Annotated in this window: 14 protein-coding genes and 4 tRNA genes; 8 read left to right on the top strand and 10 right to left on the bottom strand. The window is 69.4% G+C overall.

Going from position 1 to position 21,719, the window contains the following annotated elements:
- The first annotated feature begins 82 nt into the window (after positions 1-82).
- The 5 genes from SK854_RS11270 to SK854_RS11250 all read left to right on the top strand — a co-directional run bounded on the left by SK854_RS11270 (position 83) and on the right by SK854_RS11250 (position 2,761).
- Positions 83-2,020: a PIG-L family deacetylase gene (locus tag SK854_RS11270; protein WP_319975007.1), complete on the top strand. Its 1,938-nt coding sequence runs from the start codon at positions 83-85 to the stop codon at positions 2,018-2,020.
- 286 nt (positions 2,021-2,306) lie between these two features.
- A tRNA-Arg gene (locus tag SK854_RS11265) sits at positions 2,307-2,378 on the top strand.
- Between the two features lie 116 nt (positions 2,379-2,494).
- A tRNA-Ser gene (locus SK854_RS11260) sits at positions 2,495-2,582 on the top strand.
- 8 nt (positions 2,583-2,590) lie between these two features.
- Positions 2,591-2,679: transfer RNA gene (locus tag SK854_RS11255), tRNA-Ser, on the top strand.
- A gap of 10 nt (positions 2,680-2,689) precedes the next feature.
- A tRNA-Asn gene (locus SK854_RS11250) sits at positions 2,690-2,761 on the top strand.
- A 63-nt stretch (positions 2,762-2,824) separates the two neighbouring features.
- On the opposite strand, the gene SK854_RS11245 is transcribed toward SK854_RS11250, so the two are convergent.
- The 3 genes from SK854_RS11245 to SK854_RS11235 are packed head-to-tail and all read right to left on the bottom strand — an operon-like array spanning position 2,825 to position 8,466.
- Positions 2,825-6,112 carry an error-prone DNA polymerase gene (locus SK854_RS11245; RefSeq protein WP_319975006.1) on the bottom strand — a complete coding sequence of 1,096 codons (3,288 nt, stop codon included), beginning with the start codon at positions 6,110-6,112 and terminating at the stop codon, positions 2,825-2,827.
- Positions 6,113-6,172: 60 nt separating this feature from the next.
- A complete protein-coding gene (locus SK854_RS11240; RefSeq protein ID WP_319975005.1) occupies positions 6,173-7,675 on the bottom strand; it encodes a DNA polymerase Y family protein in 1,503 nt (500 codons plus the stop codon).
- A complete protein-coding gene (locus SK854_RS11235) occupies positions 7,672-8,466 on the bottom strand; it encodes a hypothetical protein (protein ID WP_319975004.1) in 795 nt (264 codons plus the stop codon). Before SK854_RS11235 ends, SK854_RS11240 begins: the two co-directional genes overlap by 4 nt.
- A gap of 224 nt (positions 8,467-8,690) precedes the next feature.
- On the opposite strand from SK854_RS11235, the gene SK854_RS11230 reads away from it, so the two are divergent.
- The gene (locus tag SK854_RS11230; RefSeq protein WP_319975003.1) at positions 8,691-9,398 is read left to right on the top strand and encodes a hypothetical protein; all 708 of its coding nucleotides are present in this window, start codon (positions 8,691-8,693) and stop codon (positions 9,396-9,398) included.
- A 50-nt stretch (positions 9,399-9,448) separates the two neighbouring features.
- Here the strand turns inward: SK854_RS11230 and purH are convergent, their stop codons facing one another.
- The 7 genes from purH to SK854_RS11195 all read right to left on the bottom strand — a co-directional run bounded on the left by purH (position 9,449) and on the right by SK854_RS11195 (position 18,260).
- Entirely contained in the window at positions 9,449-11,020 is a 1,572-nt protein-coding gene (purH, locus tag SK854_RS11225; RefSeq protein WP_319975002.1) for a bifunctional phosphoribosylaminoimidazolecarboxamide formyltransferase/IMP cyclohydrolase, read from the bottom strand.
- Positions 11,017-11,634: a phosphoribosylglycinamide formyltransferase gene (gene purN / locus SK854_RS11220; RefSeq protein WP_319975188.1), complete on the bottom strand. Its 618-nt coding sequence runs from the start codon at positions 11,632-11,634 to the stop codon at positions 11,017-11,019. Before purN ends, purH begins: the two co-directional genes overlap by 4 nt.
- 45 nt (positions 11,635-11,679) lie before the next feature.
- Positions 11,680-13,212: a cell division protein PerM gene (locus tag SK854_RS11215; RefSeq protein ID WP_319975001.1), complete on the bottom strand. Its 1,533-nt coding sequence runs from the start codon at positions 13,210-13,212 to the stop codon at positions 11,680-11,682.
- A gap of 118 nt (positions 13,213-13,330) precedes the next feature.
- The gene (locus SK854_RS11210; RefSeq protein ID WP_319975000.1) at positions 13,331-14,047 is read right to left on the bottom strand and encodes a DUF5336 domain-containing protein; all 717 of its coding nucleotides are present in this window, start codon (positions 14,045-14,047) and stop codon (positions 13,331-13,333) included.
- 244 nt (positions 14,048-14,291) lie between these two features.
- A complete protein-coding gene (sucD, locus tag SK854_RS11205) occupies positions 14,292-15,179 on the bottom strand; it encodes a succinate--CoA ligase subunit alpha (RefSeq protein WP_319974999.1) in 888 nt (295 codons plus the stop codon).
- A 5-nt stretch (positions 15,180-15,184) separates the two neighbouring features.
- A complete protein-coding gene (gene sucC, locus SK854_RS11200) occupies positions 15,185-16,351 on the bottom strand; it encodes an ADP-forming succinate--CoA ligase subunit beta (RefSeq protein WP_319974998.1) in 1,167 nt (388 codons plus the stop codon).
- A 229-nt stretch (positions 16,352-16,580) separates the two neighbouring features.
- On the bottom strand, positions 16,581-18,260 hold the full coding sequence (locus SK854_RS11195; RefSeq protein ID WP_319974997.1) for a hypothetical protein: 1,680 nt from the start codon (positions 18,258-18,260) through the stop codon (positions 16,581-16,583).
- 107 nt (positions 18,261-18,367) lie between these two features.
- On the opposite strand from SK854_RS11195, the gene SK854_RS11190 reads away from it, so the two are divergent.
- Positions 18,368-19,375 carry an esterase/lipase family protein gene (locus SK854_RS11190; protein WP_319974996.1) on the top strand — a complete coding sequence of 336 codons (1,008 nt, stop codon included), beginning with the start codon at positions 18,368-18,370 and terminating at the stop codon, positions 19,373-19,375.
- A 209-nt stretch (positions 19,376-19,584) separates the two neighbouring features.
- A complete protein-coding gene (locus SK854_RS11185; protein WP_319974995.1) occupies positions 19,585-20,373 on the top strand; it encodes a M23 family metallopeptidase in 789 nt (262 codons plus the stop codon).
- Positions 20,374-21,719 lie beyond the last annotated feature (1,346 nt).

Raw genomic sequence — 21,719 nt, 5'->3', positions numbered from 1 at the left:
CGGTCCACCCCTCGTGTGCAACCCTCGACGGGCCCAAGCGTCCTGTGATTTGTTGCACTAGAAGGAATCTGGGGGATTCTCGATGACCTGCATCAGCCGACGCACAGTGCTAGTCGCAGGTGCCTCTGCCGCCGCCGCGACCGCGATCGCCAACACCGGCATCGCGTTCGCCGCGGCACCAGGCACCAGCGCCCTGCCCGGCCAGGGCAGTTTCGTCACCATCGTCGCGCACTCCGACGACGACCTGTTGTTCATCAACCCGGACATCCAGCCGTCCATCCTGTCCGGGCTGCCGGTGAGGACGATCGTCCTCACCGCGGACCAGTACAACGGCCACGGGAGCCTGAGCCCCGAAGACCTCGCCGCGAGCGTGCAGGAGGGACAGCGCTCCGCCTACGCGACGCTCGCGGGCAAGCCGAACAACTGGACCCGCGCGACCAAGGAGGTCGCGACGATGGTCCTCGAGATCGACACCCTCGTGGGCGCGCCGAACGTCCAGCTGATCTACCTGCAGTTGCCCGACGGAGGCGGCAGCGCCCCTGAGCACAACAAGGCGCTCGAGAAGCTCTGGAACGACCCGAACTACGCCGCCCCGGCGATCAGGCCGACGGGCGGACCGGTCCAGGTCGCGCAGTGGTACAACCAGGCGGACGTGAACAACGTGCTGCTCGCGTTGCTCGACGAGTTCCAGCCGACGGTGATCCGCACCCAGGACCCGCTGCCGAACCTCGACTTCCCGAACGAGAGCACCGAGCACATCGACCACGTCCACGCGGCCAAGTTCGCGACGAAGGCCGTCAAGTCCTACGAGGGCACCACCGGGCGCGGGTTCGTGCTGTTCACCCGCTACCGCTGCTACAACATCGCCGCGTCGCCGAGGAACGTGCCGGCCGCGTTGGTCGGGCCTAAGAGCGCGGCCTACCAGGCGTACGCCGAGCACGACCCGGTCACGGGCAACGCCTTCGACGAGCACGTGTTCCACAACTACCAGCGGTGGCCCGTCGTCGCGCCGTGGGCGATCGTCGACAGCACGGGCAAGCTGCACGCGTTCGTCGCCGCCGGTGACTCGATCATGTGGTGGCACCAGGCCGTCGGCGGCGCCTGGACGGGCCCGGTGATGCTGCGCGGCGGCACGTTCGCACCAGGTGTCGCCGTGGCTCTCAACGGGTCGGGCCTCGTGCACATCGCCGTGCTGGACCTCGACACCGGCTCGATCCTCGTCGCTGGCCAGTCCTCACCGGGCGGCGGGTTCGGCTCCTTCGCCGACGTCGGCAACCCGGACGGAGCCACGCCCGCGTTCGGCACGCCAGGTCTCGTGCTCAACGGCGACGGCGGGCTCGAGCTGTTCGCGATCAACAAGGCCAACGGCGTCAGCAACGCCTGGCAGAACGGCGACGGCTCGTTCAGCGGATGGGAGGCGCTGTCGAGCGGCGGTATGACCGGCCTGGTCGTGTCGCCCCCTGTCGGCTTCACGTCGTCGACCGGCCGCCTGCACCTGTTCGCCGACAACAACGGTCAGGTCGCCCACTGGCAGCAGAACCCCGGCGCGTCCCTCGGCTACAAGTCGATCGGGTCTGTGGAGTGCACGCACGCACCCGCCGTCGCGATGGACGGCACCAAGGTCCGCGCGATCGTCCGCGAGCACGGCGACGGCGCAGTCGGCACGGTCGCCGAAGGTTCGAGCAACGGCACGTTCGGCGCGCTCGCCCACCTCGGCGGGCAAGGCGGTGTCGGTCCGGTCGCGGCGGTGACGTCCGGCGGTGGAACGGCCGCGCGCGTGCTGGCGTTCGCGCGCAACGACGGCTACGGCATCAGCGTGGCGCGGCAGACCAACGGCAACACGTTCGGCCCGTGGGAGGACCTCGGCGGATACGCGGAGGTCGGCCCTGCCGCAGTGCGCGACGCCTCGGGTTTCGTACGCGTGCTGGTCGTCGGTGCGGACGCGAAGCTCTACGAACGCAAGCAGAGCGCGGCCGGCCCGACCAACCCGTTCGGGAGCTGGCAGGTCGCCGGGAACTAGTTCAACAATTGAATTCGTTCGGAAAAATGATTGACGGCGGACATCGTCCGCCGCAATACTTGTGCCACACACCAAGCCGAAAGGGACAGTCATGACGAGCCAGGACATGCGACGCGGACGCTCCAGCAGCGTCGTCGCCTGCGTGCGCTCATCACGGCTCCCCAGCTCCTCGCGACCGTTTTCGCAGGTGAGCTCCTTGTAGTGGCCAAGCTTCAGGTCACACGGGGAGCCGCCCATCGGGAAACCGATCAGGGCGGCTCTCTTTGTTTGCTGTGCATTTAAATACACCCTTGTAGCTCAATGGACAGAGTGCGGCGCTACGAACGCCGAGATTCAGGTTCGACTCCTGGCAGGGGTACTCACGGGTGCGAGGGAGACGGCAACCCACCTCATTTGGGATGAGGACACACCGCGTTCGACTCGCGGGCATCCGACGGAAAGGCGCCTTCGGGCGCACCGGTAACGCAGGACAAAGGAGGGCTGGCCGAGTGGTAAGGCACCGGATTGCTAATCCGAGGTCCGGGCAGCACGCCTGGCGCGCGTTCGATCCGCGCGCCCTCCGCGTCCTGAGGAGGATTGGCCGAGCCCGGTAAGGCAGCTGTCTCGAAAACAGTGGTCAGCGCGCGAGCGCTGCGCAGGTTCGAATCCTGCATCCTCCGCTCCACCGTGTCCTCTGAAGTGCTGATGGCAGCACGCCCGACTGTTACGCGGGAGGACCAGGTTCGAATCCTGGCAGGGGAACAACTGAGCCCAGGGGTCACGCGTCGTGCGTCGGCTGCCTGCGCCGCCGCGCGGCGCGTGAGCTCAGCGGAAGTCCCGTGACTTCGACGGGATCCGCAGGTCCAGGTGCTGCAACCGGTCCGCCAGCAGGCTGACCACGCCCTCCGCCGACTCGACCACGCCCCGCACGAGCATCGCACCGCTGCCGCGCGCCACCCGCCGGTACCGCGCCCACAGACCCGGCGAGCACACGACGTTCACCATCCCCGTCTCGTCCTCGATGTTGAGGAACGTGACCCCGCCCGCCGTCGCCGGCCGTTGCCGGTGCGTCACCGCGCCGCCGATCAGCACGCGGGTGCCGGGTTCGACGGATGAGAGGGCGGTCACCGGCAGTGCGCCCATCGAGTCCAAAGTGGACCGCACGAACTGGGTCGGGAAGCTGTCCGGGGACAGGCCCGTGGCCCAGACGTCCGCCACCGCCAGTTCGACGTCGTCCATGCCGGGCAACGCGGGCGCGTCGACGCCGACCACGGTGCCGGGCAGGCGATCGGACCTGATGGCGGCCACCGCGCCGGCCGCCCAGAGCGCCTCGCGGCGTTCCAGGCCGAAGCAGGAGAAGGCACCGGCGGTGGCGAGGGCTTCCACCTGAGCCGCTGTGAGCTGCACGCGGGTGCCGAAGTCCTCCATGTCGTGGAACGGTTGTGCCACAACGATTCGCTCGGCGTCCGCGTCGCCGATGCCACGGACTGCGGACAACCCGATTCGGACGGAGTTCTTGCCCTCGAACGGTTCCAGCCCCGCCCAGGGAAGCGACCGGTTCACGCACGGGCCGTGCACCGTCATGCCGTGCCGGCGGGCGTCGATGACCAGCGACTGCGGCGAGTAGAAGCCCATCGGCTGGGCCCTGAGCAGGGCCGCGCAGAACGCCGCCGGGTAGTAGAGCTTGAACCACGCGCTCACGAACACCAGGTGCGCGAACGACAGGGCGTGCGACTCGGGGAAGCCGAAGTTGGCGAACGCCAGGAGCTTCGCGTAGATGCGGCCGGCCAGTTCCTCACCGATGCCGTTGGCGGCACAGCCCTCGTAGAAGCGGTCGCGCAGGCGTTCCATGCGGGCGGTCGAGCGCTTGGCGCCCATCGCGCGGCGCAGTTCGTCGGCCTCGGCGGCGGTGAAGCCGGCCACGTCCACCGCGATCTGCATGAGCTGTTCCTGGAACAACGGGACGCCGTAGGTCTTCTTCAGCGCGTTCTCCAGCAACGGGTGGTCGTAGTCCCACTTCTCGACCTCGTTGCGGCGGCGGATGTACGGGTGCACCGAGCCGCCCTGGATCGGGCCGGGCCTGATCAGCGCGACCTCGACGACCAGGTCGTAGAACTCGCGGGGCTTCAGGCGCGGCAACGTCGCCATCTGCGCCCGGCTCTCCACCTGGAAGACGCCGACCGAGTCGGCCTTCTGCAGCATCTCGTAGACGGCGGGGTCGGCGAGGTCCACCGAACCCATGTCGACATCGACGCCCTCGTGGTCTCGGACGAGGTCGATGGCGTAGTGCAGCGCGGAGAGCATGCCGAGACCGAGCAGGTCGAACTTCACCAGGCCGATGGACGCGCAGTCGTCCTTGTCCCACTGCAGGACCGTGCGCTTGTCCATGCGCGCCTTCTCCACCGGGCACACCTCGCTGACGGCGCGGTCGCAGATCACCATGCCGCCGGAGTGGATGCCGAGGTGGCGCGGGAAGTTCTCCAGTTGCGCGGACAGTTCCAGCACGTCACGCGGGATGTCGCAGTCGTCGGTGGTGGTGCCGAGCGGGCCCCACCGGTCTATCTGCTTGCTCCACGCGTCCTGCTGGCCCGGCGAGTGGCCGAGCGCGCGGGCCATGTCGCGCACCGCGGACCGGGCGCGGTAGGTGATGACGTTCGCGACCTGCGCCGCGTGCCTGCGGTCGTACTTGGCGTAGACGTGCTGGATGACCTCCTCGCGCCGGTCGGACTCGATGTCGACGTCGATGTCGGGAGGGCCGTCGCGGGCGGGCGCGAGGAACCGTTCGAAGAGCAGGTCGAAGCGGACCGCGTCGACGTTGGTGATGCCTAGCGCGAAGCACACCGCGGAGTTCGCCGCGCTGCCCCTGCCCTGGCAGAGGATGTCGTTGCGCTTGCAGAAGTCCACGATGTCGTGCACGACGAGGAAGTAGCCGGGGAAGCCGAGCTGTTCGATGATCCTCAGCTCGTGCTCGATCTGCCGGAACGCCTTCTCGTTGTCGTCGGGATACCTGCGCCGCGCGCCCTCGTAGGTGAGTTCGCGCAGCCAGCTGATCTCGGTGTGGCCGTCCGGCACGTCGAACGGCGGCAGCTTCGGCGCGACCAGTCGCAGGTCGAACGCCAGCTGCATGCCGAGCAACGCGGCGTTGTGCACGGCGCCGGGAAAACGGCGGAACCGGTGGAACATCTCCTCACCGCTGCGCAGGAACGCAGCGGGTGACGGCGGCAACCAGCCGGCCATGTCGTCAAGGCTGCTTCGCGCGCGCACGGCGGCCATCGCGGCGGCGAGCCTTCCACGGCTCGGGGTCGCGTAGTGCACCGCATTCGTTGCCACAACAGGGAGTTGCAGCTTCTGGGCCATCGCGTTGAGGATGTCGTTGCGCCTGCTGTCCTCGGGCAGGCCGTGGTCGGTCAGCTCGACGTAGACGCGGCCCCTGCCGAACAGGTCGGTGAGTCTGACGATCTCCTCGAACGCCGCCTCCGGGCCTTCTCTCACAAGCGCCCGGCGGACGGTTCCCTTGCGGCAGCCCGTGAGCACCACGACATCGCCCTTGGTGTCGGCCACGATCTGATCGATGTCGTAGACGGGTTTGCCCTTCTCGGCGTTGTCGTCGAGGTGGCCGGTGGTGAGCGTGCGGCACAGCCCGTGGTAGCCGTCCTGCTTGCGGGCGAGGAGAAGCAGGTGGTCGCCCTCGGGATCCGGTTCGCCGTTGGCGGGTCTGCTCAGTCCGATGCTCAGCTCGGCGCCGAACACCGTGTGCATGCCGAGTTCCTTGGCGGCCTCGGCGAAGCGGACCACGCCGTACATGCCGTCGTGGTCGGTGATCGCGATGGCGTCGAGCTTGAGCCGTTGCGCCTCCTCGACCAGTTCCTCGGGGTGGCTCGCGCCGTCGAGCCAGCTGAAGTTGGAGTGGCAGTGCAGTTCCGCGTACGGCACGCGCTTGCGGGTGACCGCGAGCTCGTCCGCGTGCAACTCGAACCCCGCCGGGGCGGCGTACCGGTCGCGGTGTCTTCCCCACCCCGGACCGTCGCCGCCGTCGGGTTTCTGTTCGTAGGGCTTGCCGGAGAGAGCCCGTTCCAGCTCCCTCCAGCGGACCGGCGGGTTATTCCAGCCCATCAGGTTCCTTGCGCGGCAACGGGATCAGGGCCTCCAGCAGATCCCAGTACTCGTCGTGCATCAGTCGTACACCCCTTCCAGAAACCACCTCTGGTCCCTGCGGATCAGCAGGAACGCCTGGTCGTTCGTCTGCACCTGGATGCGCGCGGCCCGGTGCGGGTCCGGCGCCCACCACCGCTCGTCGACCGGCCACGGCCCGGCCCACGCGGTGATCTCCCGTGTTTTCCCTTTGACGGTCAGCTTCTTCGGCTGCGCGGTGAGTTCGAGGCGGCCGGTCACGCCGACCTCGCCGCCTGCCTCGTCCTCCAGGTCCGCGGGGTCGTCGGCGAGCGTCGCGGGTGCCCTGGTGAGCCTGCCGGGCCACGGGTGATCCGGATTTCGAGCGGGCACCCGTTCGTCGCCCCACGGCACGAGCCTGACCTGCTCCTCCGGTCCCCTGCCGCCGTCGATGACCCCGGTGAGCACGCCATCCGGGCCGAGCAACCCCTGGACGTGCAGCAACGCCCGCACCGCGCGTTCGTCGTCGTGGCCCCACAACCCGAGCTGGAGCGCGGTGCCGTTGACGACCTCGACCGGTTCGAGGGTGAGCGTGCGGATGCCGGAGGTGAGGCGTTCGCGGGTGAGCCACCCGTCGAGCTGCCAGCGCACCCGGTCCGCGATTCCCCGTGGTGTCAACGGTTCCGCGGCCCGCCACACCCGGTGCAGCTCCTCGTCGTTCTCGGTGCGGGCGTGGATGCCGAGACGCGTGCACGCGAGACTTCTGGCCGCGAGGTTCTCGTGCAGCCGTTCCGACAGGATCTTCGCGGCGAACGCGGCCGCGTCGATGCGCTCGACCGGGTCGTCGAAGGTCTCGGTGACCGCCAGCTCCGGCGCGGGCCTGCGCTTGTCGAGCGGGCGTTCCGGCAACCCGCGGGCCAGCCGGTGCTGCCGGGTGGCCGGGCCGCCGAACCTCGACGCCACCGCGTTCTCCGGCACGTCCGCGAAAGCGCCGAGCGTCTTCAGGCCGAGCCTTCTGAGCAGGTCGACCAAATCTGGAGCATCAAGCTCGTGCACGCCCAACGGCCGGAGGAACTCCGGCGTCCGGTCCGGTGGCACGATCACGTTGCGGTGCGCGGCTTTCGTGGCCGCGAACAGGCTGTCGGCCATGCCCACCTGAGCCTCGGTCCCGGTGCGGGCCGCGACGTGGTCGACGATCCGTTCGGCCGCCTGCTCCGCGGACCCGAAGTAGCCGACCGGCCCCTGCGCCGGCACCGCGACCAACCCTGGCAGCACGACCTCGATGCCGGGCGCGAGCTCCTCGACGGCCTCCGCGACCGGCTCGAAGAACCGGGCGTCGCGCTGCGGGTCGTGCTCGAAGGTGATCAGCTCGGGACACATCGCCTCGGCCGCGCGCTTGCGCATCGCCCTCCGGATGCCCTCGGCCCGCGCCACCGCCGAGGTGGACACGATCTCGTTGCCGTCGACCACCGCCACCGGCACGTGCGGGGCGGTACCGGTGGCGGTGCAGGCGGCGATGACGGGCCAGTCGGGGCACCAGACGGCGAGCAGCCGTGTGTCCTTCACGCCGACGGACCCTTTTGCGCGAGCCTGACCAGGCGTTCCACTGCCTCCGTCCGCCTGGTGACGGCACTGTCCACCCGCCTGGCGGCCAGCTCGTCGGCCCGGCCCGGACCGGCATCAGCCGGCTCGTCGGGGCGGGCCGGTTCGCCGGCCACCAGCGGGAGCTCGATTTCTTCCGCACCAAAGGTCAGCAGCACGTTCTTCGCGCGTCCTGCCGAGCCTCGGCCACCGCTGCGCACGGTGATCTCCTGGCGCCGCAACGTTTCCGCGCCGTCGCGCAACGGGTTCCAGCTCACGGACTCCGCGGTCAGTTCCACGTCGGCCGAGGGCCAGGGGCCGTAGGCGATGAGCACGGAGCGCCGTTGGCGGGCGCGGGCTGTCAGTCGGCGGGCCAGTGAGGGAGGGAGCGGGCAGGCGACGGCCACCAGGTCGATGCCGTCCAGCAGGGCCGCGATGACCGGGCCCGGATCGGAGCCGGGACGTGGGACCAGTGCCAGGCGTTGCACCGCGACGCCCAGTTCGGCCGCGGCCAGCACTCCCACCTGGGGCAGACCGACCACGGCGGCCCAGCAGCCGTCCGCGGTCGCACCCGCCAGCAGGGCGAGCAGCAACGATGTCGATCCGCCCACCGACACCGTGCTGCCACGCCGCAAGCCGCCCCACGGGAGCAGGCCCGCCAGTTCCCCGCGAACCGGCAGAACCCGCCCCGTGGTGTGGTCGGTGGTGGTGCTGGTCAGCTCGCTGGCCGGGTTCACCCCGAGCGCGGCCAACGACGCCGTTGCCGACCTGGACACTCCACCCACCTCCCTTCACGGACCGTGCGCACCCCTGTGCACGACCGCCGAGGGAAGTTCGGCGACTTGCTTATTCGAACGCTTGTTCGAACGAACGAGATGATCGTAGCGCGTGGACGCACCCCTGTGTCAATCCCAGAGCGTCACCCTTTTGGTGGACACGGCCACACGGGTCCGGGAGCTCCTCTACGGTGCCCTGAGCACTACTTGGAACTGGGGAAACCGTGACTCAACCACCTCCGCACGGCTGGCATCAGCAGCCACCACCTCCACAGCAGGGCTGGCAGCAACCACCGCCGGGCTGGGGTCCGCCACAGCCACCCAAGAAGAGCAAGGCGCCGCTGGTCGTCGGCACACTCGCCGGGGTGCTGGTGCTCGCCGGCGTCGTCACCGGGCTCGTGCTCCACCTCAACGTCAACAAGGACAGCGGCACCAGCAAACGCGCCGACAAGCTGCCCTCGTTGTGCGGCAACGTCTCCGAGACGGCGCTGGCCAAAGCGCGCACGACGAACCCGAACGGGCTCATGTCGCGCGAGACGAAGCTGTCCAAGGGCGTGCGCACGACCTGCTCGTGGAACCAGACCAAGGGTGTCGACGGTACGGGCCACCGCACCACCGACGTCTCCGTCACCAACGAGCGGGAGGAGGCGGAATCCGCCTTCAGCCGGTCCATCTCGATGAACATGGCCAACACCCAGGGCACGCCGCTGCAGAAGCCGATCGAAGGACTCGGCGACGAGGCCGTGGTGATCCTCGTGGAGACGAAGTCGGCGTTCACCGAGATGTCGGTCATCGTGCGCAAGGGCGAGATGATCGTCGAGGTCGACCTCTCCGGCTGGGACGCGGGGCTGTTCGCCAACACGAAGCCCGACCCCGCGGAGCTCGAAGCAGCCGCCAGGGGCGTCGCCGAAGAGATGGTCGCGAAGATCTGACGCGAAAGGGGCCACTCCCGAACCGGGAGCGGCCCCTCGCAACACCTTGTCTAGTGGGCGAAGTGACGCGTACCCGTGAGGTACAGCGTGATGCCCGCTTCCTCGGCCTTGGCGATGACCTCGGAGTCGCGCACCGAACCACCGGGCTGCACGACCGCGCGCACGCCGGCTTCCAGCAGCACTTCGAGACCGTCCGAGAACGGGAAGAACGCGTCGGACGCGCCGACCGCGCCCTTGGCCCGCTCACCGGCGCGCTTCACCGCGAGGTGCGACGAGTCGACCCGGTTGACCTGGCCCATGCCGACGCCGACGGTGGCGCCGTTGTCCGCCAGCAGGATCGCGTTCGACTTCACCGCGCGGATGGCACGCCACGCGAACTCGAGGTCCGCCAGCGTCTTCTCGTCCGCGGGCTTGCCGGCCGCCAGGGTCCAGTTCGCCGGCGAGTCACCGGACGCGTCGATGGCGTCGCGCTGCTGCAGGAGCAGGCCACCGGACACCGGACGCATCTCGGCGCCACCACGAGCAGGCGCCTCGGCCACGAGGATGCGCACGTTCTTCTTGCGCTGCAACACCTCGACCGCACCGTCCGCATAGGACGGAGCGATGACGACCTCGGTGAAGATCTCCGAGACGAACTCGGCCATCTCCACGGTGACCTCGCGGTTCGCCGCGATGATGCCGCCGAACGCGCTGACCGGGTCGCACTCGTGCGCCTTGCGGTGCGCGTCCGCGATGCTCAGCTCGGACACCGCGATGCCGCACGGGTTGGCGTGCTTGATGATCGCGACGCACGGCAGCTCGTGGTCCCACGCGGCACGCCACGCGGCGTCACCGTCGAGGTAGTTGTTGTACGACATCTCCTTGCCGTGCAACTGCTTCGCCGACGCCAGGCCCACGCGGCCGTCGCCCTGCGTGTAGATCGCGGCGCTCTGGTGCGGGTTCTCGCCGTAGCGCAGCACGTTCGACCGGTTCCAGGTCGCGCCGACCCAGCCGGGGAAGCCACTGCCCTCGTCGTCCGGTGCCAGCGCGTTGCCCATCCACGAGGCCACGGCCACGTCGTAGGAAGCGGTGTGGCGGAACGCGTCGGCGGCCAGGCGCTGCCGGTCGGCCAGGGTGAAGCCGCCCTCGCGGACGTTCTCCAGCACCCAGTCGTAGCGCGCCGGGTCGACGACGACCGCGACGTTGGCGTGGTTCTTCGCCGACGCGCGGACCATCGCGGGGCCGCCGATGTCGATCTGCTCGACGCAGTCGTCCGGGGAAGCACCCGACGCGACGGTCTGCGTGAACGGGTACAGGTTCACGATCAGCAGGTCGAACGGCGCGATGTCCATCTCGCGCAGCTGCTGGACGTGCGAGTCCTTGCGCAGGTCAGCCAGCAGACCGGCGTGCACGCGCGGGTGCAGCGTCTTCACGCGGCCGTCGAGGCACTCGGGGAACCCGGTGACCTGCTCGACCGGCGTCACGGGGACGCCCGCGTCGGCCAGCACCTTCGCGGTGCCGCCGGTGGACACGATCTCGACTCCGGCCGCGTGCAGGCCGGTGGCCAGTTCCAGCAGGCCGGCCTTGTCGGAGACCCCGATCAGGGCCCGGCGGACCGGTCGCCTCTCGGCAGGAGTGCTCACGGAATGCTCACCTTTCGTCCGTTCACGGTGCAGCCCTCACGGGCGAGCCGGCCGACTGTCTCGACGAGCAGCCGGCGTTCGACGACCTTGATGCGTTCGTGCAGGGTCTCCTCGGTGTCGCCGGGTTCGACGACAACGGCCTCCTGCGCGAGGATCGGGCCCGTGTCGACGCCCGCGTCGACCAGGTGCACCGTCGATCCGGTGACGTGCACGCCGTAGGCCAGGGCGTCGCGCACGCCGTGCGCGCCGGGGAAGGCCGGCAGCAGCGCGGGGTGGGTGTTGATCATGCGGCCGCCGAAGCGGGCGAGGAACTGCTCACCGATGATCTTCATGAAGCCGGCGGACACGACCAGGTCGGGCTCGTAGGACGCGACGGCCCCGGTCAGGGCGGCGTCCCAGGCCGTGCGGTCGGCGTGGTCGCGCAGTTTCACGGCGAAGTGGGGCACGCCGGCGCGTTCGGCGCGCTTGAGGCCCTCGATGTTCTCGCGGTCGGCGCCGACCGCGACCACCTCGATCGGGAGGTCCGCGTCCAGCAGGGCCTGCATGAGGGTTCCGGAACCGGAGACGAGTACGACGACGCGCGCCGGTGTGGGAAGCCGAAGTTCGGTGCTCAGCGTCTACTCCTGGTCGTTGCAGCAGCTCAGGAGCAGCCTAGGACGTCACCGTCCCGGCTTGCCGTCCAGGTCCTCCTCGGAGGGCATGCCGAGCATTTCGTCGAACTCCGCATCAAGGTCCTCTTCCTCTTCGAGGTCCTCGTCCGCGTCGTCTTCCTGTTCGCCCTCAACGTCTTCGGCGTCTTCGGCGTCTTCGACGTCTTCTGGCTCTTCCTCGTCGTACTCGTCCTCGTCGTAGTAGTCGTCGTCTTCGAGGTCCTCCTCGACCTCGAACTCGTCCTCGTCCACGACTTCGAGCTGTTCGAACTGTTCGGTGAGCTCGTCGTCCTCGAACACGACGTCCGGGTCGGCTGCCTCCGCGTCCTCGTCGTAGTCCGGCTCGACGAACTCGGCGTCGTCCGCCACCGCGGCCTTCTTGCGGTTCCCCGCGAGCCAGGCCACCAGCGCGCCCGGCACCAGCACCCACAGCGCCACGAGCAGCGCGAGCAGGCCCGCTGGCACCGTCACGGGGTCGAACGCGCCGCCCGCCAGCCGTCCACCGGCCGTCGCGGCGAGCACCAGGCTGCCCACGCCCGCCGTGATCGCCGCCACCAGCACCGCGCGCAGCCGCGAGGTCGGCCGGTCGGACACCTTGCGGCAGGTCCAGCCGACGAACACGCCGAGCACCGCGCCGCCGGCCAGCACGGCGGGACTCCACGCGAACGCGCTCTCCGGCATGGCCGCCAGCAGCGGCACCGGGGGCACCGGACCGCCGACGAACCGCGTCGGCGCGACCTCGACCCCGCCCAGCGAGAACCCGGCGCCCACGACGTACGAGAAGCCCGCGATGATCGCGTTCGGCAGGTAGCCCAGGCACAGCAGGAACACGCCGAGGCCGACACCGAACGACGGACCGGCCTCCGCGAAGAGCCCGCTGGTCGTCGGCCAGGACGCCGCGAGACCGGCCGCCACCGCCACCGCACCCATGCTGACCAGCGCGAACAACGCCATGAAGCCGGAGCGCAGACCGTGCAGCGCCACCGGGTCGAGCTTGTCGAACACCACCTCGACCAGGCCACAACGGCGGGCCACGCCGATCGTCGCGGCGAGACCGGACACGGCCGCGCAGCCGAAGAACGCGACAGCCGGTGTGGCGCGCACGACGCCCTCGCCCATGACCAGCGCGATCGTGCCGCCGACGACGGCGTGCGATCCGGCGATGCTGAGCACGACACCGCGAGCCTGCAGCGGTTCGTACAGTCCGAGACGGTCGGCGGCGCCCGCGGCGGTGCGGGCGACCAGCAGCATCAGCAACGCCGTGGGCAGCAGCGGCAGCACGCCGAGCTGCCCCGAGTCGAAGCGCAGCGGCACGTGGTGCGCCGCCAGCCAGGCGGGCGCGGCGGCGCTGAGCACGCCTGACGTGGAGAACTCGGCGTACGTGGCCGTCGCGGAGACCAGCGCGAGGACCGCGGCGACCGCGGCGTATCCGACGACCACCGATCCGACCGCGGAGGCGATCAGCACACGCGTGCGTTCGGACCGCGAGAACTCCGGTGGGCGCACGGTGTTGACCTCGCGGGTCACATCGCGTTGCAGCACGGGCACTTCTCCACTGTGTCAGGCCGCCTGAGCCATTCGGGGCAGGCACGCCGGGTCATACGACAGGGGTGGTGCCGGAGAACCGGCACCACCCCTGAGGTCGAACGGTGTGCGGACCTTACTGCTGCGGTCCGCCGAAGCCGCCGGGCGGCGTGCCCGGCGAGCCGAACTGGCCCGGCTGCGGCATGAAGCTGGTCTGCTGCGGCGGCTGACCCGGCTGGGCGGGCTGCTGCGGCTGCTGACCGAACTGCTGCTGCTGGCCGAACTGCTGAGGCGCCTGCTGCTGCGGGGCCTGCTGGGGCGCGCCGTGCTGCGGGTGCTGGCCCTGCTGCGGGAACGCGCCGGACTGCGGGTTCCAGCCGCCCGGCTGCCCCTGCTGCTGACCCGCGTACGGGTTCGGGGGCTTCGGCTCGAACTTCACGATGCCCTCGGCGAGCAGGAACGCGAGCACGACCGCGGCCGTCTCGAGCAGCGCGACGATGAGCAGCACGATGTCGAGGCCCTGCACGGACGGCGACTTGATGATGCCCTGCAACTGAAGCAGCGTCTGGACGCCCGCGAGGACCGCGGCGACCGGGACGAAGCCCTTCGGGACGTTGGGCAGCACCGAGAGGCCGGCGAGCATGCCCGCGGCCAGCAGGTACGTCACGTTGCCGCTGACGTCGTCCGCGAACGCGACGAGGTAGGCGACGAGGCCGAGACCCGCAGCGACCAGCGGGAGGATCAGGGCCAGGTTGATGTTGTTGGCGCCGGAGGCCCCGTGGGCCGGCGGCGGAGCCTGGTGCTGTGCCGGACCCGGCGGCTGCTGTTGGGGTGCGCCGTAAGGCACGGACATGTCGAGGTCTCCTCCTCAAACCAGGGTGCGTCGATTGACGCTAGCAGTGCTCTGCACCCGCTACTAAGACGATGGACCGATCATGCCGGTTCCGCCATACGAGCGAGTGCCGGACTCCGAAACTAGCCGGAACCCGGCACGGTGTTCACTTTTCGCCACCACGCGGCGAGGGCCGGACTCCGAAACTACTCGGAACCCGGCCCTCGCGTTGTACTGCGTGTATGAGATCAGAGACTCAGCAACCTCAGAGGCTCTGCATGATCTCGCGCATCAGGTCGGCGGTCTCGGACGGCGTCTTGCCGACCTTGACGCCGGCGGCCTCGAGGGCCTCCTTCTTCGCCTGCGCGGTGCCCGCCGAGCCCGAGACGATGGCGCCGGCGTGGCCCATGGTCTTGCCCTCGGGAGCGGTGAAGCCCGCGACGTAGCCGACGACCGGCTTGGTCACGTTCTCCTTGATGTACGCCGCGGCGCGCTCCTCGGCGTCGCCACCGATCTCACCGATCATCACGATCGCGGTGGTCTCGGGGTCCGCCTCGAACGCCTCGAGGGCGTCGATGTGCGTGGTGCCGATGATCGGGTCGCCACCGATGCCGATCGCGGTGGAGAAACCGAAGTCCCGCAGCTCGTGCATCATCTGGTAGGTCAGCGTGCCCGACTTCGACACCAGGCCGATCTTGCCGCTGCCCGCGATGTTCGCGGGGATGATGCCGGCGTTCGACTTGCCGGGGCTGATGATGCCGGGGCAGTTCGGGCCGATGATGCGGGTCTTGTGGCCCGTCGCGACGGCGTGCGCCCAGAAGTAGGCGGTGTCGTGCACCGGGATGCCCTCGGTGATGACGACGGCCAGCTCGATCTCGGCGTCGATCGCCTCGACCACGGCGGCCTTCGAGAAGGCCGGCGGGACGAAGATCACGGTCACGTTCGCGCCGGTGGCCTCCATGGCCTCCTTGACGGTGCCGAAGACCGGGAGGACGGTGCCGTCGAAGTCGACCTTCTCGCCCGCCTTGCGCGGGTTCACGCCACCGACGATGTTCGTGCCGGACGCGAGCATGCGCTTGGTGTGCTTGGTGCCTTCGGCACCGGTCATGCCCTGGACGATGACCTTGCTGGTCTCGTTGAGGAAGATAGCCATCTTGGTCAGACCCCCGCAGCCGCGAGCTCGGCGGCCTTGGCGGCCGCGTTGTCCATCGTGTCGACAACGGTCACCAGCGGGTGGTTGGCCTCGGCGAGAATCGCGCGGCCCTCCTCCACGTTGTTGCCGTCGAGGCGGACGACGAGCGGCTTGGTGGCCGAGTCGCCGAGGATCTCCAGCGCCTTCACGATGCCGTTGGCGACGGCGTCGCACGCGGTGATGCCACCGAAGACGTTGACGAAGACCGAGCGGACGGCCTCGTCGCCGAGGATGACGTCCAGGCCGTTGGCCATGACCTCGGCGGACGCGCCGCCACCGATGTCGAGGAAGTTCGCGGGCTTCACGCCGTACTGCTCACCGGCGTACGCGACGACGTCCAGCGTCGACATGACCAGACCGGCACCGTTTCCGATGATGCCGACCTCGCCGTCGAGCTTGACGTAGTTGAGGCCCTTCTCCTTGGCCTTCGCCTCGAGGGGGTTCTCAGCCTGCTTGTCGACCAGCTCGGCGTGCGCCGGGTGGCGGAAGTCGGCGTTCTCGTCGAGCGTGACCTTGCCGTCGAGCGCGACGATCTTGCCCTGCGGGTCGCGGACCAGCGGGTTGACCTCGACGAGCGTGGCGTCCTCGGAGACGAAGGTCTCCCAGAGCTTCACGATGGTGTCGACGACCTGGTCCTTGACCTCGGCCGGGAAGTTCGCCGCGTCGGCGATCTCCGTGGCCTTGGCCACGTCGACGCCCTTGATGGCGTCGATGGCGATCTTCGCGAGGGCCTCGGGCTTGGTCGCGGCGACCTCCTCGATGTCCATGCCGCCCTCGACGCTCGCCATGGCGAGGAAGGTGCGGTTGGCACGGTCGAGCAGGAAGGAGAAGTAGTACTCCTCCGCGATGTCGGAGGCGGGCGTCACCAGAACGCGGTGAACGATGTGCCCCTTGATGTCGAGGCCGAGAATGGCGGTCGCCTTCTCCTCGGTCTCCTCGGGGGTGGAAGCGAGCTTCACACCACCGGCCTTGCCGCGGCCGCCGGTCTTGACCTGGGCCTTGACGACAACGGCCTGGCCGAACTTCGCGGCGATGGCCTTGGCGTCAGCTGGGTTGGTTGCCACATCGCCCGGCAGAACCGGGACGCCGTGGGCGGCGAAGAGATCCTTCGCCTGGTACTCGTACAGGTCCACTCGGGTCTCCTGCGACGTCGGTGTCGGAACACCGCGCCTGGGTGGTCCTCAAGGGGCCGTGCGAACCCACTTGACGCGGCTGGGCCCAGACACTATCGAGCTGCACGTACCGCTCGCACGCCACCACTGGTGAGGTCGGTCTCAACGGCGGTGAGGTCGATCACGCGTGCGCGCGCGTTATGAGGAAAAGCAGGCGCTTGAGACGTTCGTGAGTCTTTTGCGACACGTTTCAGCGGGCCGCGCGAGTCCCCATCAACCCGGCCGCGATCAGCAGCGCCGCGATCGACGCCAGCGCCAGCCACGTGCCGGGCGCCGCCACCGCGCCCTCGACGCGGCCGCCGGTCAGCGGCAGTTCGAGCGCCCGCACGCCGAGCAGCAGCGCGCCGCCCACGAGCGTGGCCGCGCCACGAGCGGGCTTCGACCGGAGTGCGAGCACGAGGGTCATGATCAGCACGATGAGGGAGATCAGCAGGACGGCGGAGACCGTCGGGTCGTTGTCCGGGATCAGGGTCGGTGACGTGTACCCGTTGCCACGCAGGGTCGGCAGCACGAAGGCGCCTGTCGCGAAGAGCCCGGCGAGCAGCACGGCGCCCAGCTCGGTCACCGGAACCTGCTCCTTCTTGGTCTCGCCCGCGTTCTCCCGCTCGATCGCACCCGCGAGGCCCGCGCAGGCCAGTGCCAGCAGGCCGAGGGGGATTTCGAGAGTCATCAGCCAGAAGCCCGCACCGGGCTGCGCGACGCCCAGCTGGCTCGCCGCCAGCACCGGTTCGGTCGCGCCCGCCGCGGCGAACTGCATGGCGAAGTAACCGCCCACCAGTGCCGGGCGCACCACGGCGGCCGTGGACGGCAACACCAGGAGGAGTCCCAGCCCGGCGAACGCGAGTCCGGCCGCCCAGAGCAGGTTCACGGACGCCAGATCGGGTGCGACACCGCCCGTGGTGAGGACGAGCTGCGGCAGCAACGCGCCGATGAGCATCGCGGCGGCCGAGAGGACGGTGAAGACACCTGCGGCCAGGTGCATTCGCTGAAGAGAGGGCAGTGCCGGGTCGCGCGTCTCGTCGCGATTGCCGCGCAACAGTCGCGCCGTCCGGCCGTACAGAGGCGTGATGGGCAGCACGAGAGCGGCGACCAGCGCGATCATCGACCCCACGCTGATGCTCAGCCCGGCCGCGACGGTGCCCGCCACCAGCGGCGGCAGCACGACGGCGAGCAGCGCGAGCGTCACGCCGATCGTCCCGCCCTGACGGGTGTCCGGGTCGGGTGAGCTGGCCGCGAGCGCGGTGGCGAGCGGCGCGGCCAGTGCGATCAGCAGACCGCCGGTCAGGCCGAGCACCGGCAGGTCCCACGGCCCGCGGTCCAGCTGGAACGGGTCCGTCGAGATGAACGGCTTGCCCAGCAACCCGATCGCGGCCCACGCGGCGATGATCACCGGCACGGCCACCAGCGTCGGGGGCTCCGACTCGTCCGCGGGCATGCCGGCGCGACCGGCCGCGAGCGCGCCGCCCGCGATCACCAGCAGGTGCCCGGCGATCAGCAGCCAGACCCCCGCCGACGGGACGACCGCGACGAGGGTCGCAGGCCGGAACAACTCCGGCCGCGCCACCTTCATCGCGTCGAGGACGATCTGGAAGTCGCTCAGCAGGCGCCCGACCGCGAAGACACCGACCGCGGCGATCAGCCCGGCCGCCACGAACGGGCGGCCGCGCATCAGCAGCACACCCGCAACGACCGGCGGCAACAGCGCCAGCAGGGCGAGCAGCGGCCACGACGTGAAGGCGGGATCCGCGCCGTCGACCACGCCGAGCAGCGGACCGGCCGCCAGTAGAAGGGAGCCTGCCGCGGCGAGTGCCCACGACGTGCGCAGCCTCGCGGCCGCCGGGGTCTGGTTCTCGAGCTCGGTGCGAGTCATCGCGGGCGAACCTAGCAATACCGATGTGTGACCGCGTGTGGCCTCCCAGACGTATCAAGACGAATTTCGTTCGCATGTGGAAAACGTCCGGCGGGTACTCCTAGCCCGTGACTTCATCACTTACCGTCGCTCATATGAGCGAGAGCGGCCGGTCGTGGATCACGCGTCTGACGGACGCGGCCCTCGACCGTGCGGGCTGGGGCGTGCACACAGCCCGCGATGTCGCGGAAGAGGTGAAGGTCGCGCTGCGGGCGATGGCCACGCCCGGCGGCATGCGCGGGGTCGCGATGGAAGCGGCCTGGCTGACGGCCCACGCGGTGCTCTACCCGTGGGGCGCGATCACCGAACAGCTGCGCACAGATGGCCAGTACCGGCACTACCGCACCGACGGCCTGCCCCCGCGCCAGCGCGGGCTGATGGTTTCGGCGATGGACGCGGCGGGCACCCCGATCGTGTTGGTGCATGGCATCGGGGACAACCGTTCCGCCTTCGCGGTGCTGTCGGGGGCGCTGCGAAGGCGGGGCTTCGGGGTAGTTCACGCCATCAACTACAGCGTGCTGACGGCGTTGACCGGAGACGTCCGCCGTTCCGCCGCGTTGCTCGGCGCGCACATCGAGCGGATCTGTGAGCAGACCGGATCCGATCAGGTGCACGTCGTCGGCCATTCGCTGGGCGGGCTCATTGCTCGGTACTACGTACAACGGCTGCATGGCGACGCCCGCGTTCGCACACTCGTAACACTGGGAACGCCGCACAGCGGCACGCTCGCCGCCTATCTGCTGCCGACTCCGCTGACCAAGCAACTGCGACCGGGCTCCGAGTTGCTGGACGAGCTCGCCGAACCGTGCCGGCCGTGCCGCACGCGCTTCGTCGTGGTCTGGTCGGAGATGGATCAGATCATCGTGCCTCAGCGCAACGCCCGACTGGAGCACTCGTCGTTGCACGTCGAAGAGCACCAGATACGTGATTCAGGTCACCTTTCTTTGCCGGTTGACACGAGGACTCTTCATGTAGTTGTGACGGCCATCACCCGATCGGATGACTTGTCAACTCACCCCATCGCCGCTGGCGGTGAGGCGTGTCGAGCGCCTGGCATGACCGACAGTCACAGTTGACAGTTGAAACCCGCTGGTCGCCGCCCATTGGGAGGACATAACGAACTGGGGTTTGCCCTCCGAGGCTCCCAGCCGTTACCTTCCCCCGGTCCGTTGTCACGGTCTGATCACAGAAGGACACCGAGTCAGAACCCCGAATCCTGACTCACCGGGAATCCCCCGCCCGGCAGTCCACAAGATCAGGCTCCCCGAAGGCGGAAGGGCAAGCTTTGAGTCACCACCGCTCCCCCGGCGGCCATGAACGCAGTGCTGCGCTTGAAGAGGCAGTCGACCGCGCCAACGCGCGCACGGTCAGCTCTCACCGGCTCCCCCCGCCACCCTCGGCGCTTCGCGGACGCATCGTCGTCGCCGCCGTCGCAGTAGGCGCGTTCGCAGCAGCAGGCGCAGGCCAGATCGGCCAGGCCGCAGCGGACGACAGCAGTGACGTTCAGCTCGCGAACCACTCCGGCGGCGCCGCCACCTTCGACGGCGTGGGAGGCGACACCGCCCCCGCCCCGCAGATCCTCGCGGTCTCCAAGACCACGGCGGAGGGTTCCGCCGAGGCCGCCAAGCTCCTGCGCAGCCAGCAGCTCACCACCGAGCGCGAAGCCGTCGAGGCCGAGAAGAAGCGCCCGAAGTTCGTCCGCCCCGCCGCCGGTGACTTCACCTCCGGCTACGGCGGCCGCTGGGGCACCATGCACCTCGGCATCGACATCGCCGGCCCCATCGGCACCCCGATCCTCGCCGCCTCCGACGGCAGGGTGATCGAGGCGGGTCCCGCCTCCGGCTTCGGCCTCTGGGTCCGCGTGGAGCACGCCGACGGCACCATCACCGTCTACGGCCACGTCGACACGTTCAACGTCCGCGAGGGCCAGGTCGTCAAGGCAGGCGAGCAGATCGCCCGCATGGGCAACCGCGGCTTCTCCACCGGCCCCCACCTGCACTTCGAGGTCTGGAACCCCGGTGGCCAGAAGATCAACCCGCTGACCTGGCTGAACGCTCGCGGTGTGACGGTCTGATTCACCGGACCTCCGGGTTCTCCGGTTCGTCGGTTCTCCGGGTTGATCGGTTCGCGGGGCTTCCGGGCCTCTGGTTCGGAACTTGTTGAACTACGGCTCAGTAGCTTTCTGACGGGATTTCGCTCCTGGCCCACCTCGTGGTGTGGGTCAGGGTGTTTGAGAAGCCTCAGAGGGCTCATGTGGCCCAGGAGCCTCTAGCGTCGCTCTAGTCGCGCTCCAGCTTTCGCCCTCCCGCTGCGCGCTCCGGCCGTGCGGGCGGTGTCTTACCGGGCGACATCGCGCCGGGCTCAGCTGGTTCCGGCCGGGCGAGCTGCTTCAGGCCGGACGAAATAAGTCGCTGCTACGCGCCAGACCGAGCACATGTGTCTGCGCCAGCGTGGGCCGCACGCCTTGCAGGACCCGCTCTCCGTTGGTTCGTGGTGGCTGAGCAGGGTGCGCCAGGCTTCGACCAGGTTGGTCGTTTCCGGGGATTCCAGCTGGCTGAGGATTGCGAACACACGTTCGTGCAGGGCGCCGGCCAGTACGTGATCCATCTTGAGCTCTCCCGCTGGGGTTGTGGCCTCATGCGGTTGATGATGCTCCGGGGGTCTGACAATTTTTGGACGCGGCGGGGACGACCTGCGTCGATCTTCCAGGTGACTGGTGCGCTCGGGGTCCGCGCCTGGGCCGCGCCTGGGCCGCGCCGGGCAGAAGCCGGGCTGCGCCTGAGAAAGCCGGACCCTTGTCTGTGCCGTCCAGGCCCGCGCCGGACGTGGCAGTCCCCAGAAGACAGTCCTGAGAAGACAGTGCGGCCGGACCGCTCTCCCGTTCGGTCCGGCCGCACTTCGCCGCGAAGTTAGGCCCCCGCCGTCCCTTCGCTCCCCTTCGTCTGCAGGCTGCTTGGCTGCCTTGGACCGCCCCGAACGTTCCCTGGCTGTGCTGCTTGCGACACCCACATAGACGCACGTTGTGGCGGTCCGTTGCGCTGGTTTTCAGGATTTTTGGGGGATTTCTTCGGGGGTGGGGAAAGTGCTGGTCACGGGGGTGGGGGTGGTCCGGTTTGGGTGGGGATGTGGCTTGTGTCGTGCACCCGGATGGTGGGTCGTTGGCGTTCCGTAAGTCGGTGGGTGCTGGGGCCGCCTTCGGCGTTGTCGCGCCGGTTTTCGGGGGCGTTCCCCTGGTTCGTTGGCGGGCGGCGGTTTCGTGTTCGTAGGTGGTTGGGTTGCGGGCGTTCTGTGCGGCTGATTCCTGGGGCTCCGCCCCAGACCCCGCCAATCTGATCAAAAACCGGGGTCCACGCCATACGCAGGTAGATGGCACGCCTGTTGCTTTGGGCGGAGGCGCGTTGCTTTGTGGGGCGCGTTGGC

This window comes from Lentzea sokolovensis, from assembly GCF_033949975.1.
In the GTDB taxonomy this organism is placed as follows: Bacteria; Actinomycetota; Actinomycetes; order Mycobacteriales; family Pseudonocardiaceae; genus Lentzea; species Lentzea sokolovensis.
The sequence above is the reverse complement of the archived record's forward strand: the minus strand, read 5'-3'. Positions and strand labels throughout refer to the sequence as shown.